Annotated in this window: 13 protein-coding genes; 3 read left to right on the top strand and 10 right to left on the bottom strand. The window is 67.8% G+C overall.

Annotation, left to right across the window (positions count from 1 at the left end; translation table 11 throughout):
• Positions 1-35 precede the first annotated feature (35 nt).
• From C7R54_RS05215 to C7R54_RS05255, 9 genes are all read right to left on the bottom strand, one after another.
• Entirely contained in the window at positions 36-1,922 is a 1,887-nt protein-coding gene (locus C7R54_RS05215) for a dipeptide ABC transporter ATP-binding protein (RefSeq protein WP_129149069.1), read from the bottom strand.
• A gap of 51 nt (positions 1,923-1,973) precedes the next feature.
• Positions 1,974-2,990: an isoaspartyl peptidase/L-asparaginase family protein gene (locus tag C7R54_RS05220; protein ID WP_129149070.1), complete on the bottom strand. Its 1,017-nt coding sequence runs from the start codon at positions 2,988-2,990 to the stop codon at positions 1,974-1,976.
• Entirely contained in the window at positions 2,987-3,874 is an 888-nt protein-coding gene (locus tag C7R54_RS05225; protein ID WP_275669683.1) for a MurR/RpiR family transcriptional regulator, read from the bottom strand. Before C7R54_RS05225 ends, C7R54_RS05220 begins: the two co-directional genes overlap by 4 nt.
• A 190-nt stretch (positions 3,875-4,064) precedes the next feature.
• Complete coding sequence (locus C7R54_RS05230) at positions 4,065-5,123, bottom strand: lysylphosphatidylglycerol synthase domain-containing protein (RefSeq protein ID WP_158021153.1); 1,059 nt, start codon at positions 5,121-5,123, stop codon at positions 4,065-4,067.
• Positions 5,104-6,429: a cardiolipin synthase ClsB gene (gene clsB / locus C7R54_RS05235; protein WP_129149073.1), complete on the bottom strand. Its 1,326-nt coding sequence runs from the start codon at positions 6,427-6,429 to the stop codon at positions 5,104-5,106. Before clsB ends, C7R54_RS05230 begins: the two co-directional genes overlap by 20 nt.
• Positions 6,426-7,193: an endonuclease/exonuclease/phosphatase family protein gene (locus C7R54_RS05240; RefSeq protein ID WP_129149074.1), complete on the bottom strand. Its 768-nt coding sequence runs from the start codon at positions 7,191-7,193 to the stop codon at positions 6,426-6,428. Before C7R54_RS05240 ends, clsB begins: the two co-directional genes overlap by 4 nt.
• Positions 7,194-7,315: 122 nt before the next feature.
• Complete coding sequence (locus C7R54_RS05245) at positions 7,316-7,972, bottom strand: CoA transferase subunit B (RefSeq protein WP_129149075.1); 657 nt, start codon at positions 7,970-7,972, stop codon at positions 7,316-7,318.
• A 14-nt stretch (positions 7,973-7,986) separates the two neighbouring features.
• Entirely contained in the window at positions 7,987-8,688 is a 702-nt protein-coding gene (locus C7R54_RS05250) for a CoA transferase subunit A (RefSeq protein WP_129149076.1), read from the bottom strand.
• Positions 8,689-8,874: 186 nt separating this feature from the next.
• A complete protein-coding gene (locus C7R54_RS05255; protein ID WP_129149077.1) occupies positions 8,875-9,336 on the bottom strand; it encodes an acyl-CoA thioesterase in 462 nt (153 codons plus the stop codon).
• Between the two features lie 162 nt (positions 9,337-9,498).
• Between C7R54_RS05255 and C7R54_RS05260 the strand changes: the two genes are divergently transcribed.
• The 3 genes from C7R54_RS05260 (at position 9,499) to C7R54_RS05270 (ending at position 13,169) form a co-directional block, all read left to right on the top strand.
• On the top strand, positions 9,499-11,145 hold the full coding sequence (locus tag C7R54_RS05260) for an electron transfer flavoprotein-ubiquinone oxidoreductase (protein ID WP_192903589.1): 1,647 nt from the start codon (positions 9,499-9,501) through the stop codon (positions 11,143-11,145).
• Between the two features lie 18 nt (positions 11,146-11,163).
• Positions 11,164-12,054: an NAD-dependent epimerase/dehydratase family protein gene (locus C7R54_RS05265; protein ID WP_129149079.1), complete on the top strand. Its 891-nt coding sequence runs from the start codon at positions 11,164-11,166 to the stop codon at positions 12,052-12,054.
• A gap of 221 nt (positions 12,055-12,275) precedes the next feature.
• Positions 12,276-13,169 (top strand): GntR family transcriptional regulator, encoded by an 894-nt coding sequence (locus tag C7R54_RS05270; RefSeq protein ID WP_129149080.1) that lies wholly within the window; start codon positions 12,276-12,278, stop codon positions 13,167-13,169.
• 88 nt (positions 13,170-13,257) lie between these two features.
• Here the strand turns inward: C7R54_RS05270 and ltaE are convergent, their stop codons facing one another.
• Positions 13,258-14,271, bottom strand: a complete 1,014-nt coding sequence (ltaE, locus tag C7R54_RS05275; RefSeq protein ID WP_129149081.1) for a low-specificity L-threonine aldolase — start codon at positions 14,269-14,271, stop codon at positions 13,258-13,260.
• Between the last annotated feature and the right edge of the window lie 176 nt (positions 14,272-14,447).

Genomic DNA, 14,447 nt, shown 5'->3' on the forward strand with positions numbered 1-14,447 from the left:
GCCGCGGCGGCGGTCCGTCCGCCGCGGCATTCCCTTCAATACGCACCGCCCAGCGCGTGGCGGGCGACGTAATGATCGGGACCGACATTGACCAGCGGCTGGACCAGGGGTTCGTCGCCAGGCTTGCGCACGGGGCTCGGAATTTCCTCGGTCAGCAACTGGCGCTTCAGGTGCCGGCGCGCCGGATCGGCGATCGGCACGGCGGCCATCAGCTTCTTGGTATACGGGTGCTGCGGATTCTCGAAAATGGCGCGGCGCGGGCCGATCTCCACGATCTGGCCCAGGTACATCACCGCCACGCGGTGGCTGATGCGCTCGACCACCGCCATGTCGTGCGAAATGAACAGGAAGGACACGCCCAGGTCACGCTGCAGGTCTATCATCAGGTTGACGATCTGCGCCTGGATGGACACGTCCAGCGCGGACACCGATTCGTCGGCGATCACCACCTTGGGATTCAGGGCCAGGGCGCGCGCGATGCAGATCCGCTGGCGCTGGCCGCCGGAAAACTCGTGGGGGTAGCGCTGCGCCACTTCCGGCGCCAGGCCGACGCGCTCCAGCAGCTCGGCGACGCGGCGCTCGGCCTCCTTGCCGCTGGCCACGCGATGCACCAGCAGGGGTTCCATGATGGAGAAGCCCACCGTCACGCGGGGATCGAGCGACGCGAAGGGATCCTGGAAAACGAACTGCATGTCGCGGCGCAGCGTCTGCATCTGCGCGCCCTTGAGCTTGCCGATGTCGCGGCCTTCCAGCAGGATGGTGCCGGACTGGCTTTCCGTCAGGCGCAGCAGGGAACGGCCGGTGGTCGACTTGCCGCAGCCGGACTCGCCCACCAGGGCCAGGGTCTCGCCGGGGTAGAGGTCGAAGCTGACTTTCTCGACGGCATGCACGCGGCCGCGCACCCGGCCCAGGATGCCGCCGCGCAGGTCGAAGCGGGTCACCAGGTCGCGCACGCTGAGCAGGGGCTTGCCGCCGTGGCTGGGGGGCGCCGCCGCGGCCGTCTCTTCGACGGCGGGCGCGGCGGGCGCGGCGCCTTCGACCTGTACCAGCGGAAAGCGCGCCGGCAGGTCGGTGCCGGACATGGAGCCCAGGCGCGGCACCGCCGACAGCAAGGCCCGGGTGTAGGGATGCTGCTGCCGCGCGAAGACCTGCTCGGACGGCCCTTCCTCTACCTTGTCGCCGCGATACATGACCAGCACGCGGTCGGCAACTTCCGCCACCACGCCCATGTCGTGGGTGATGAAGATCACCCCCATGTGCATTTCTTCCTGCAGCGCGCGGATCAATTGCAGGATCTGCGCCTGGATGGTCACGTCCAGCGCGGTGGTCGGCTCGTCGGCGATCAGCAGCGCCGGCTTGCAGGCCAGCGCCATGGCGATCATGACGCGCTGGCGCATGCCGCCCGACAACTGGTGCGGAAAGCGGTTCATGATGGACCGCGCTTCCGGAATGCGGACCAGCTCCAGCATGCGCAGAGCCTCGGCGCGCGCGGCGGCGCTGTCCTTGCCCTGGTGCAGCCGGATGGACTCGGCGATCTGGTCGCCGGCCGTGAAGACCGGGTTCAGCGAGGTCATCGGCTCCTGGAAGATCATCGCCATGTCGGCGCCGCGCACGCCGCGCATGGTGCGCTGGCTTGCGCCGGCCAGTTCCAGCAGCGATCCGTTGCGGCGGCGCAGCTGCATGGCGCCCTGGGCGATGCGCCCGCCGCCGTGTTCGACCAGGCGCATCAGCGCCAGCGAGGTCACGGACTTGCCGGAACCCGACTCGCCCACGATGGCCAGGGTCTCGCCCCGGTCCACATGGAAATTGAGGTTGCGCACCGCTTCCACGGTACGCTCCGCGCCCACGAAGCGCACGGTCAGGTCATTGACCTGGACGACCCGGTTATCCGGCATCGCCAGGCGTTCGGCTCCATCGGCCATCGTTCTATTTCCTTGCTTGCACAATACGGGGGTGGCGCGCCAGCCGCCCGCTTATCGATAAATCGAGGCGACCGGGGCCTCGCCCACGCGGGCATGGCCGCGATACATGCCCTCGGTATTGAAAGGCAGGGTCACGTTGCCTTGCGCGTCGACCGCGATCAGGCCGCCCTTGCCCTGGATGCGCGGCAGCTTGTCATGGATGACGCTGTGCGCGGCCTGCTCCAGCGTCGCGCCGCCATACTCCATCCGCGCCGCCACGTCGTAGGCCGCCACCATGCGGATGAACATCTCGCCGGTGCCGGTGGTCGACACGGCGCAGGTGGCGTTGGCGGCATAGCAGCCCGCGCCGATCAGCGGCGCGTCGCCGACGCGGCCGACCTGCTTGTTGGTGATACCGCCGGTGGAGGTCGCGGCGGCCACGTTGCCTTGCGCGTCCACGGCCACGGCGCCGACCGTGCCGAACTTGCGATCGGCGTCGATGGGTTCGGGTGGCACTCCGGGCTTGGACCCGGGTCTGGGTTCGGACGCCGGCTGGCCACGCGCCACCATCGCCTGCCCGTCATGGTCCAGCACCGCCGCATCCGGCTGCTCGCGCTGCACGCGCAACAGCTGCTCGCGGCGCGCTTCGGTGGAGAAGTACGACGGGTCGACGATCTCCAGCCCCTGCTCGCGGGCGTAGGCCTGCGCGCCCTCCCCCACGAAGAACACATGCTTGCTGTTCTCCATGACCTTGCGGGCCGCCAGCACCGGATTGCGCACGCAGTTCACATTGGCGATCGCGCCCGAACGCAGCGTGGCGCCGTCCATGATGGAGGCGTCCAGCTCGTGCGTGCCGGCGCTGGTGAAGACGGCGCCGTGGCCGGCGTTGAACAGCGGACAGTCCTCCAGCAGGCGCACGGCTTCGGTGACGGCATCCAGGGCCGATCCGCCCTGGGCCAGCACGGCCTGGCCGGCGCGCAGAATGCTTTCCAGCGCGTCGAGGTACTTGCGCTCCTGCTCGGCGGACATGGCCGCGCGCGACATGGCGCCGGCGCCGCCGTGGATGGCGATAACGGGTTGAGGTTTCATCTCTTGCGATCTCCTGCGCCGTGGATCAGCCACGGCATGACGGACTGGGTCACGCCCACGGCCGCCTGTATTGAATCCTTGGCCTTGTAGGACACGGCCGCGCCCAGCGCCTCGATCAGGCAGAGGGCGGACGCTTCCGAGTTCGACGAGTACTGTCTTTCGCTATGGGCGTAGAGCGCGCCCACCGTCGTGGTGGGCGCCAGCGGCGACGTCGGCTTGTCCGTCATCGCCAATACCTGCACGCCGGCGGCCTTGGCGGCCGTGGCCAGCGTCACGGTGTCGTTCAGGTAGCGCGGGAAGGAGATGGGTATCAGCAGGTCCCGCGGCGTCAGGCGATAGATCTGCCGCGCCGCCCACGACACGCCCGCGGGCGTGGCCAGCGATTCCACCGACCCACGGTACACGAACAGGGCGCGCTGCATCAAGCCGGCCAGGTAGCCGCTGGCGCCGAAACCGACGATGGCGATGCGGTCGGCCGCCAGGATCGCGTCGACGGCGCGCTCGATCACGCGCGGATCCATGATCTGCAAGGTGCGCTCGATATTGCGCGCGTCCTCGCGCAGCGACGTGGCGAAGACGTCCGCCGCATTGGCCGGCTGGGCCAGCTGCGTACGCAATCTTTCCACCGGCGCCAGCGCCGACTCGAAGCCCCGCGCCAGTTCGGCGCGGAATTGCGGGTAGCCCGGCAGGCCGAGCGTACGGGCGAAGCGGTTGGCGGTGGCTATGGACACGCCGTTGGCCGCGGCGAACTCGTCGATGGTCATGGTCGCCGCGCGAAACTGGTGCGCCAGCACATACTCGGCCAGCTTGTGCTGGGCGCGGCTCATCGTGTCCTGGACGCTGGCGATGCGTTCGGCGATGGTGGTGGCGGGTACGTCGTTCACGGGCATGTCCGGCGCGGGGCCGGCGGGATCAGGTAGGTCAGGGCAGTATGTAAATTTAATTACGAGGCAATTTTAAATAAGAAAATAAATTTTCAAAGTTCGGGTAAACCCCAAAAAGAAAACGCCCCTCGCGGGGGCGTTTCTTGGAAATGGTCGATAATAGGACTGGTTTGGCAGATATAAGGCGACATTAGCGCTTTATCCAGGCCATGAATGTTTTGTTCCCTTCCGTTTTGTTCCCTTCCGTCTTGCCGTTCGGCCTTTTGCGGGCCCGGACGCGCTCCTTCCCCTCCTCCGCCAGCTTGGGCAGGCGCGCCTCCAGGAAGAAGTACAACACCGCGGCCACCGCGAACGGCGCCAGGTAGTACACCGCGCGATAGGCCAGCAAGGTGCCAAGGATCTCGTAGTGCGGCACCTGCCCCCCCAGCATGGCGATGAAAACCGCCTCGACAACGCCCAGGCCGCCCGGAATATGGGTCACCGCCCCGGCGATGCCGCTAAGCAGCAGCACGCCAAGGATGAGCGGGTAGGACACGTCGTGACGGATCAGCGACCACACCACGAGGCCGATCGACAGCCAGCAGGCGCTGCCCAGCACGCTCTGCGCCACGGCGATCCCCAACGACGGCAGCTCGATCTGGTGGCCGCGTATCGACCAGGCGCGCTTGCGCGCCAGCCCGCACAGCGCCACGTAGGCGGAGGCGGCGACCACCATGCCCGCGCCGATGCCGCGCAGGGCATAGTTGCTGATGCTCCAGTTATCCGGAATGGGCAGTACGCCCCAGGCGAACAAGCCGCCCGCCACCCACAGGTAGCCCAGCCAGTTGGTGGTCAGGCTCAGGCCGACGATACGCGTGATGTCGCCGGCCGCCAGCCCCAGGCGCAGGTAAAGGCGGAAGCGAAAGCCCACGCTGCCCACCAGCGACCCCATGTTCAGGTTGAAGGCGTAGGCGACGATGCCCACCGCCATGACCCGCAGCGGCGGAATCATATGCCCCAGGTACGGAATCGCCAGCAGGTCGAAGCAGCTGTAGACCAGGTAGCTCAGCACCGCCAGCCCGGCGGCGCGCAGCAGCACCGGCCACGTATACGCCTGCAGGGCCTGCAGCACCTTGTCCCATTCGACGTGGCGGGCCTGGTCGACCAGCAGCACGATTACCAGCAGCGCGAAGGCGATGAAGAACAGCTTGCGCAGCAGCGGCCAATGACGACGCAGGCCGGCGGGGCGGTCATGCGGTGTGTCGCGCATGTTGCCCTCCTTCGGCCGACGCATCGTTTTCCGGTGTCGGCGCCGTGCCGGGCCGCGCAACCTCTTGTCCCCCCGGCGGGTCGTCCGGCGCCGCCGAGGACTCCGTATCGGTGGGGATGACCTGGCCTTTCGGACGCCAGGGCTGTAGCCGCGGCCGGTGCGCGGGCAGCCAACCGGTCCAGGCAGGAAAGCGGCGCAGGAAGTGGTAGACGAACACCCCGAAGAACAGGCGGCGCAGCTTGCGGCTGCCCGGCGGCGCCGGTTCGGGCTGGCGGCAGTGATGCGCGACCAGCCACTCCAGCCTCTCGTTCAGGACGCCGGCGAACTCCTGGTCCCGGATCATCACATTGGCTTCCAGGTTCAAGGCGAGGCTCAGGGGGTCGAGATTGCTGGAACCCACCGTTGCCCACGTATCGTCCACGGTGGCGACCTTGCCGTGCAACGGCCGCTCGCAATACTCATGGATCTGCACGCCGGCCGCGGTCAGGTAGTCGTACAGCATGCCGGCGGCCAGCTTGGCGATGGGCATGTCCGGCTCGCCCTGCAGGATGAGGCGCACGCGCACCCCGCGCCGCGCGGCGTTGCGCAGCTCGCGCAGCAGGCGGTAGCCGGGAAAGAAATAGGCGTTGGCGATGACGACGTCGCGCCGCGCCAGGCGGATGGCGGCGCGGTAGTGGCGTTCGATATCGGTATGGTGGCGATGGTTGTCGCGCACCACCAGCATGGCCTCGGCCGACCCGACGCGCGGCGGATTCTCTGCCGCGCGCGATCGCCGGCTCCACCAGTGGCGCCGGCGCGGCGGCTCCAGCGCGCGCAAGGCGAAACGGTGCATTTCGCCGACGATGGGCCCCCTCGCCTCCACCGCATAATCCTGCTTGGCCTGCGGCCCGAAGTCGCCCAGGTGGTCCGCCGAAAAATTGATGCCGCCGATAAACGCGCGCTCGCCATCGATGACCACGAGCTTGCGGTGCATGCGGCGAAAGACGTTGGTGCGCAGGCCGAAGACGCGGGCGCGCGGGTCGAAGGCCTGGATCACCACACCGACATCCGTCATGCCGCCGATGAAGGCGTCGGACAGGCCTTCCGACCCGTAGCCGTCCACCAGCAGGTTGACGCGCACGCCACGCCGCGCGGCGCCGATCAGCGCCTCGCGCAAGCCCTGGCCTACCTTGTCGTCGGCCAGGATGAAGGTCTCGACGAGCACTTCGACGCGCGCCTGGTCGATCGCCTCGAAGACCCGCGGATAAAACGCTTCGCCGTTCTCCAGCAGGGTGAAGGCATTCCCCGGTATCCAGCGAATACTCATAATTCCACCTCCGCGGCCAGCGGCGTATGGTCGGACAGGTGCGCCCAGGGCCGCGTGGCCAGCGCCAACGGCTGGAAGCGTCTCGTATCGCGCACATAGATGCGGTCCAGCCGCAACAAGGGCCAACGGGCGGGAAAGGTCCGCGCGGCCACGCCCTGCGTGCTGATGAAGACCTCCTTCAAGCCGGCGCAGCCGCTGAGCTTGCCGTGCGCGCGCAGCCGCCAATCGTTGAAGTCGCCGGCGATGAGAACCGGATGCCCACGCGGGATTTCGCGCTCTATGCGCCCGCAGAGCAGGTCCAACTGCCCCTGCCTGTGCGACTCGCGCAGGCCCAGGTGCACGCAGATGGCGTGCACCTGGGGCCGGCCCGGCGGCTCGATGACACAATGAAGCAGGCCGCGCTTCTCGTGCCCGGCCACGGAAATGTCCATATTCTCGTAATGCACGATAGGAAACTTGGAAAGCACCGCGTTGCCGTGGTGTCCTTGCGGATATACGGCATTGCGGCCATAGGCGAAATCGGCCCAGATGCTGTCCGCGAGGAACTCGTATTGCGATGTCGCGGGCCAGCCCGCGAACCGCGCGGCGTGCCCCTCGTGCGCGCCCAGCACTTCCTGCAGGAAGACCAGGTCCGGCCCCACGGCACGGACCGCATCGCGCAATTCGGGCAGGATGTACTTGCGGTTGAAGAAGGTGAACCCCTTATGGGTGTTCACCGTCAAGAGCTTGAGGGACAGGGGAGCGCCCCCGTTCAATCCGGACATGGGTACCCGCGATCGTTACTGGACCGTCGGGTAAAGCAAGCCCCGTACCCGGACTGCGCCAGGCACAAAAAAAGCGGCCAGCGCTGACGCTGGCCGCCCTTTCCGCCATGAACCGCCGGCGCTCAGGCCGCGATCTTGCCGGTGTCCAGCGGGGCGCCGGTCTTGGCCTTGATTTCGTCGACCGTCACGCCCGGCGCCAGTTCAACCAGCTTCAGGCCCTTTTCGGTGACTTCGATCACGCCCAGGTCGGTAATGATCAGGTCGACCACCCCCACGCCCGTCAAGGGCAGGTTGCACTCGGGCAGCAGCTTCAGGTCCTCGGTGCCGTCCTTCTTGCGCGCCACGTGCTCCATGAGCACGACCACGCGACCGACGCCGGCCACCAGGTCCATCGCCCCGCCCATGCCCTTGACCATCTTGCCCGGAATCATCCAGTTGGCCAGGTCGCCCTTGGCCGACACCTGCATCGCACCCAGGATGGCCAGGTTGATCTTGCCGCCGCGTATCATGCCGAAGGAATCGGCCGACGAGAAAATCGACGAGCCCGGCAGCGTCGTCACCGTCTGCTTGCCGGCATTGATCAGGTCGGCGTCGACCTCGTCTTCCGTCGGGAAGGGGCCAATGCCCAGCAGGCCGTTTTCCGATTGCAGCCACACCTCGATGCCGGCCGGCACGTGGTTGGCGACCAGGGTGGGCAGGCCGATGCCCAGGTTCACGTAAAAACCATCTTGCAGCTCGCGCGCGGCGCGCGCGGCCATTTCGTCACGGGACCATGCCATGATGTGTTCTCTCCTTAGGCCGCGGGGCGGATAGTGCGTTGTTCGATGCGTTTTTCCGGATTCGCGTTGACCACGATCCGGTGCACGAAGATGCCGGGCAGGTGTATCTGGTCCGGATCCAGATCGCCCGTATTCACCACCTTCTCCACTTCCACGATGGTGATCTTGCCGGCCTGCGCCACGTTGGGATTGAAATTGCGCGCGGTCTTGCGGAACACCAGGTTGCCGCTGCGGTCGGCGATATGCGCCTTCACCAGCGACACGTCCGGCACCAGCGAACGCTCCATCACGTATTGCTGGCCGTCGAATTCGCGGATTTCCTTGCCCTCGGCCACCAGCGTGCCCACGCCGGTGCGCGTGAAGAAGGCGGGGATGCCGGCGCCGCCCGCGCGCAGCTTTTCCGCCAGCGTGCCCTGCGGCGTGAACTCCAGCTCCAGTTCGCCCGACAGGAACTGGCGTTCGAATTCCTTGTTCTCGCCTACGTACGAAGCGATCATCTTGCGTATCTGGCGCGTCGCCAGCAATTGGCCCAGGCCGAAGCCGTCGACCCCCGCGTTGTTGCTGATGCAGGTCAGCCCCTTGACGCCCGAATCACGCAGGGCGGCGATCAGCGCCTCCGGGATCCCGCACAGTCCGAAGCCGCCCACGGCGATCATTTGGCCGTCCTTGACGACGCCGGCCAGCGCCTCGGCGGCGCTCGCATAAACCTTGTCCATCGCTCCAACTCCAGTAAGGTCAATAAACGGCCTGTCCCGTTCCCGCCGCGTCCCCGCAGGGCCCGGCGCGGGTGGCCGGATTTTGGTGTTATCGGTCTTGCAGGTCTTCGCATCGGCCTGAAGGCGCCCAGGCGCCGCGGCCGATGGGCCGCGACCGATTTTACGGGGAATGCCGCAATGCGGAAACTAGGCCGCCCGCATGACCCGCGCCAGCGCCGCCAGGGCCGCCGCCGGCCAGGGAGCGGAACGGTTGGCGACGTAATCCATCCAGACCAGCACGTTGCGCCCGCGCGCATAGGGGCCGCCTTCGTCGCCGGCCTTCTCCAGCACCAGTTCGAATTCCATGCTGGAACGCCCGATCCGGGTCAGGGTGTGCGTCACCCGCACGGTGGCCGGATAGGTGAGCGGACGCAGGAAATCGCAGGACGCATGGGCCAGGATGGGGCCGTCGTCCGCCGGCAGCCGCAGCCCGGCGCCATACAGAATCTGCATGCGCGCCTCTTCCATCAGGCGGAAATACAGGGTGTTGTTCAGGTGGTCCATGGCGTCGGAATCCCCCCAGCGCAGCGGCACGTCGACGACGTGGGTGGCGCCCGGGGACAAGGCGACGGAGGAGGCGGAATCGGGATCGGAAACGGAATGGGGCATGAGCAAGCAGGCGGGATTTTCGCCGCGGCCGCCCGCCCGATACGACGCGGGCGAGTTTGTTCGCGGCTGCAATACAATCGAGGGTTGAGCCTGGATCATACTTCCAGCAAACGCCGCCGCGATGCGGCATTCATCGCCAGGGACACAGAGGGGCAAAAGCGCATGTCAGAACGCGAAAGCATGGAATACGACGTTGTCATCGTGGGCGGCGGGCCCGGCGGCCTGGCCGCCGCCATCCGCCTGAAGCAGTTGGCGGCAGAGAAGAACCACGAGGTCAGCGTCTGTGTGCTGGAGAAAGGCGCCGAACTGGGCGCCCACATCTTGTCGGGCGCGGTCATGGACCCCGGCGCGCTGACCGAGCTGATTCCCGACTGGAAAGAAAAAGGCGCCCCGCTGACGGTGGCCGTCACCGAGGACAAGTTCCTTTTCCTCAGCGCGACCGGCGCGCGCCAGACCCCCGATTGGCTGCTGCCCGAGTGCTTCCACAACAAGGGCAACTACATCGTCCGGCTGGGCGACGTAGTGCGTTGGCTGGGCGAACAGGCCGAGGCCCTGGGCGTGGATATCTTCCCCGGCTTCGCCGCCGCCGGCGTGCTGTACGACGAACAGGGCGCGGTGCGCGGGGTGTATACCGGCGACATGGGCGTGGCCCGTGACGGCAGCCACACCGATCAATACCAGCCGGGCATGGAGCTGCTGGCCCGCTATACCATCTTCGCCGAAGGCTCGCGCGGCCAGCTGGGCCGCGAGCTGATCGCCCGCTACAAGCTGGACCAGGACTGCGACCCGCAGGCCTACGGCATCGGCCTGAAGGAATTGTGGGAAGTCGACCCGGCGCAGTCGCGCCCCGGCCTGGTGGTGCACACGGCCGGCTGGCCGCTGGACGCCGACACCTATGGCGGGTCCTTCCTCTATCACCTGGACAACAACCTCGTCGCCGTGGGCATGGTGGTGGGCCTGGACTACGCCAACCCCTGGCTGTCGCCTTTCGAGGAGTTCCAGCGCTACAAGACCCACCCGGCCATCCGTCCCACGTTCGAGGGCGGCAAGCGCATCGCCTACGGCGCCCGCGCCATTACCGCGGGCGGCCTGCTAGCCCTGCCCAAGCTGGTGTTCCCGGGCGGCGCCATGGTGGGCTGCGAGGCCGGTTTCCTCAACGCCTCGCGCATCAAGGGCAGCCACGCCGCGATCAAGACCGGCGCCCTGGCCGCCGAAGCCGCCTTCGATGCGCTGGCGGGCGACCGCCGCCAGGATGAACTGTCCGCCTACCCGGCCGCCTTCAAGGCTTCCTGGTTGCACACGGAACTGAACAAGGCGCGCAACTTCAAGCAATGGTTCAAGAAGGGACGCACCGTCGCCACCATCATGACCGGCGTCGAGCAATGGCTGCTCAAGGGCAAGATGCCCTGGACCATCCACCGCACCAAGCCGGACCATGCCTGTCTGCAGCCGGCCTCGGAATGCGCGCGCATCGACTATCCCAAACCCGACGGCAAGATCACCTTCGACCGTCTGAGCTCGGTGTTCATCTCGAACACCAACCATGACGAAAACGAGCCCGTCCACCTGACGCTCAAGGACCCCAGCGTGCCGGTGGCCGTCAACCTGGCCAAGTACGGCGGGCCGGAGGCGCGCTACTGCCCGGCCGGGGTGTACGAATTCGTCAAGGACGACCACGGCGCCGACCGCCTGCAGATCAACGCGCAGAACTGCGTGCACTGCAAGACCTGCGACATCAAGGACCCCACGCAGAACATCGTGTGGGTGGCGCCGCAGGGGGGCGAAGGTCCCGTCTACAGCGGCATGTAGTCCGGGCCCCGCCCGCCGATGGCCGCCATTCCCGCTCCGCATGCGCCGCATAGCCCGGATACCCAGGCCGAGCGCGTGCTGCTGGTGGGCGGCGGCGACCTGGGCATGCGCGTGGCCGCCCGGCTGTCCGGCGGCACGCTCTGGGTCCTGCGCCGGCACCCGCCCGCCACGGCGGCCCTTTGCGGCCCGGCCGGCGCGGTGCAATGGCTGGCGGGCGACGTCAGCCGGCCGGACACGCTGCGCGGCCTGCCGCGCGGCATTACCCGCCTGGTGTACGTCCTGGCGCCGGACGCGAGAGATTCCCGGGCCTATCGGGACGTTTTCATCGACGGACCACGCCACCTGCTGTCCGCGCTCGACACCAGCGCCTTGCAACGCATGGTCTTCGTGTCCTCGTCGGCGGTCTACGGGGACCACGACGGCGGCTGGATAGACGAAGAGACGCCACCCGGCCCGCAAGGCGAGAATGGCGAAATCCTGCTGCGGGCCGAGCAATGGCTGGCCGAACAACGCCTGCCGGTCACCGCCCTGCGCCTGGCGGGTCTATACGGTCCGGGACGCGTCCAGCTATTGGAACGGCTGCGCCAGGGCGTGGCGCGCGCGCCTCGCCGGGCGGCGCACTGGGCCAACCGCATGCATGTGGACGACGCGGCGGCGGCCATCGCGCACCTGGTCCGCCTGGCGGACGCGCTACCCGTGTACCTGGGCGCGGATGACACGCCCCTGCCCCTGGATGTCCTCTACGACCATCTCGCCGGCCTGCTGGGCGCGCCCTTGCCCCTGGACGGTCCGCCGCCGGCCGGGGTGGGCAGCAAGCGCATGCGCAACGCCCGCTTGCGCGCCAGCGGCCTGCGGCTCGCCTGGCCAGACGCGCGCGACGGCTACGCGAGCCTGATCGAGGCGCGGTAGACCCTCGCCGCCCGGCATCCCGGCCAGCCGCCCGCGGACCTGGTTTCCGGGTCTGGCTGCAACCGGCGGCTACGGGCCGCGACCGCCACGGATCGGCTGGCGCCCGCTACCTGACTGTTACCTTTACTTTGTCGCTACATAAACACAAATAGCGTATCCTGCGGGCAAATCAGGCCCCGGCACGGGGCCGACATGCCGTTGCACGCAAACGGGAGCCGCTTATGCTAGACCCTGTCCAAGCGTTTCGCCCCACCGCCCTGCAGGTAGACCTGGCGCGCCGCATCGCGCGGGAAATACTGGGCGGCACGCATGTCACCGGCAGCCATCTGTCGGAAGAGTGGCTGGCGCGGCAATACCAGGTCTCGCGCACGCCCGTCCGCGCCGCCCTCAAGCTGCTCGCCATGCAGAACCTCATCAGCTACAAGCAGAACAGCGGCTATTACGTCCGCGAACTGGCCGATGACGCGCGGGCGCCGGAATGGCAGTCGCAGGGGCTGACCGGCGACGAGCTCTACCGCATCCTCATCGAGGATCGCGCCAACCACCAATTGCCTGACAGCTTCACCGACCGCGACCTGCTGCAACGCTACTCGGTGACGCGCAGCGTGCTGGCCAAGACCCTGGTGCGCCTGAGCGCCGAAGCGCTGATCGAAAAGCGCAAGGGGCATGGTTGGCGTTTCCCGAACTCCCTTGAGGACGCGCAGGCGCGCGCCGAGAGCTTTCGTTTCCGTTCCGCCGTCGAGTGCGCAGGATTGCAGGAGCCGGACTTCCGCGCCGATCCGGCGGCGCTGGGGCGCATGCGCGCCAGTCACCTGGCGCTGATCGAGGAAGCCGACCCGGAAGCCATGGCGAGGACGTTCTTCGCCTTGAACGCCGAATTCCATGAAATGCTGGCCCGCTTCTCCGGCAACCGTTTCGTGCTGCAGACCATCCAGCAGCAGAACCAGTTGCGGCGCCTGGCCATCCGCGGCACGCGGCTGCAGACGCCGCGCCACATGGCGTCCATCCAGGAGCACCTGCAAATCATGCAGGCCGTGGCCGAGAACGAGCTGGAATGGGCCGCGGCGCTGATGCGCCAGCATCTGCGCCTGGACTACAAGGCGACGGGCGTGTAAGGAACGGGGACGTTCCGGCGAACGCACGAGCCGCCGCTGCCGCAAGCGGCCCGGCCGCCCTGGACGGCTCCCCCCGGGCACCTCGCTCCTACTTGGCGAAGTAGGACTTGAAGATCGCGACGCTGCGGTCGATGTCCGCCTCGGACACGTCCAGGTGCGTGACCAGGCGCATGGCGGCGCCGTAGACCGGCTTGATCATCAAGCCCTGTTCCTTCGCATGGGCGCCCAGCGGCGCGCCATGTTCCGGCGCCACCGAAACGAACACCATATTGGTCGCGTGGCCATGCACGGTCACGCCGTCGATCTGCGCCAGGCCGCGCGCCAGGCGGGCGGCATTCGCATGGTCCTGGGCCAGGCGGTCGACGTTGTTTTCCAGCGCGTACAGCGCGGCCGCCGCCAGCACCCCGGACTGGCGCATGCCGCCGCCCAGCACCTTGCGCCAACGGCGGGCGCCCTCGATCAGCGCACGGCTGCCCACCAGCACGGAGCCGACCGGCGCGCCCAATCCCTTGGAAAAGCAGATCGACACGGTATCGAAGGGCGCGCAGAGTTCGGCGATCGTCTTGCCGCTGGCCACCGCGGCGTTGCAGACCCGCGCGCCATCCAGATGCACGCCCAGGTCGTGCTTGCGCGCGAACGCGGCGGCCTCGACGATGTAGTCCTGCGGGATCACCTTGCCATGGAAGGTATTCTCCAGGGCCAGCAGGCGCGTGCGGGCGTAATGGGGGTCGTCCACCGGCTTGATCGCCGCCGCCAGCTTCGCGATCGGCAGCGAGCCGTCTTCCGCGTGCTCGACGGGTTGCGGCTGGACGCTGCCCAGCACCGCCGCGCCACCGCCCTCGTATTTGTAGGTATGGGCCAGCTGGCCCACCAGGTACTCGTCGCCCCGGCCGCAATGGGCCATGATGGCCGCCAGGTTGCTCTGCGTGCCGGTCGGAAAGAACAGCCCGGCGGCCTTGCCCGCGCGTTCGGCCGTCAGCGCTTGCAGGCGCTGGACGCTGGGATCGTCGCCCATGACGTCGTCGCCCACCTCGGCGGCGGCCATGGCCGCGCGCATGGCGGCGCTGGGCCGGGTCACGGTGTCGCTGCGTAAATCGATCATGCTGGTTTCCTTGCTGTGGTTTTGTCGCCTTGCGTCACGAAACGGGGCCGCGCCGCGCGCGCCACCCGGCAGGCCATAGAGTATCAGGAGCGCGCTTCCCCACTCGACTCCGCCGCGACGCGGTGAAACAGGGCCGGTTTTCAAAACGGTTGCGCGATTGCGCAATACCGTGTCGC

It is taken from the genome of Achromobacter aloeverae (assembly GCF_004121055.1).
Lineage (GTDB): Bacteria > Pseudomonadota > Gammaproteobacteria > Burkholderiales > Burkholderiaceae_B > Bordetella_C > Bordetella_C aloeverae.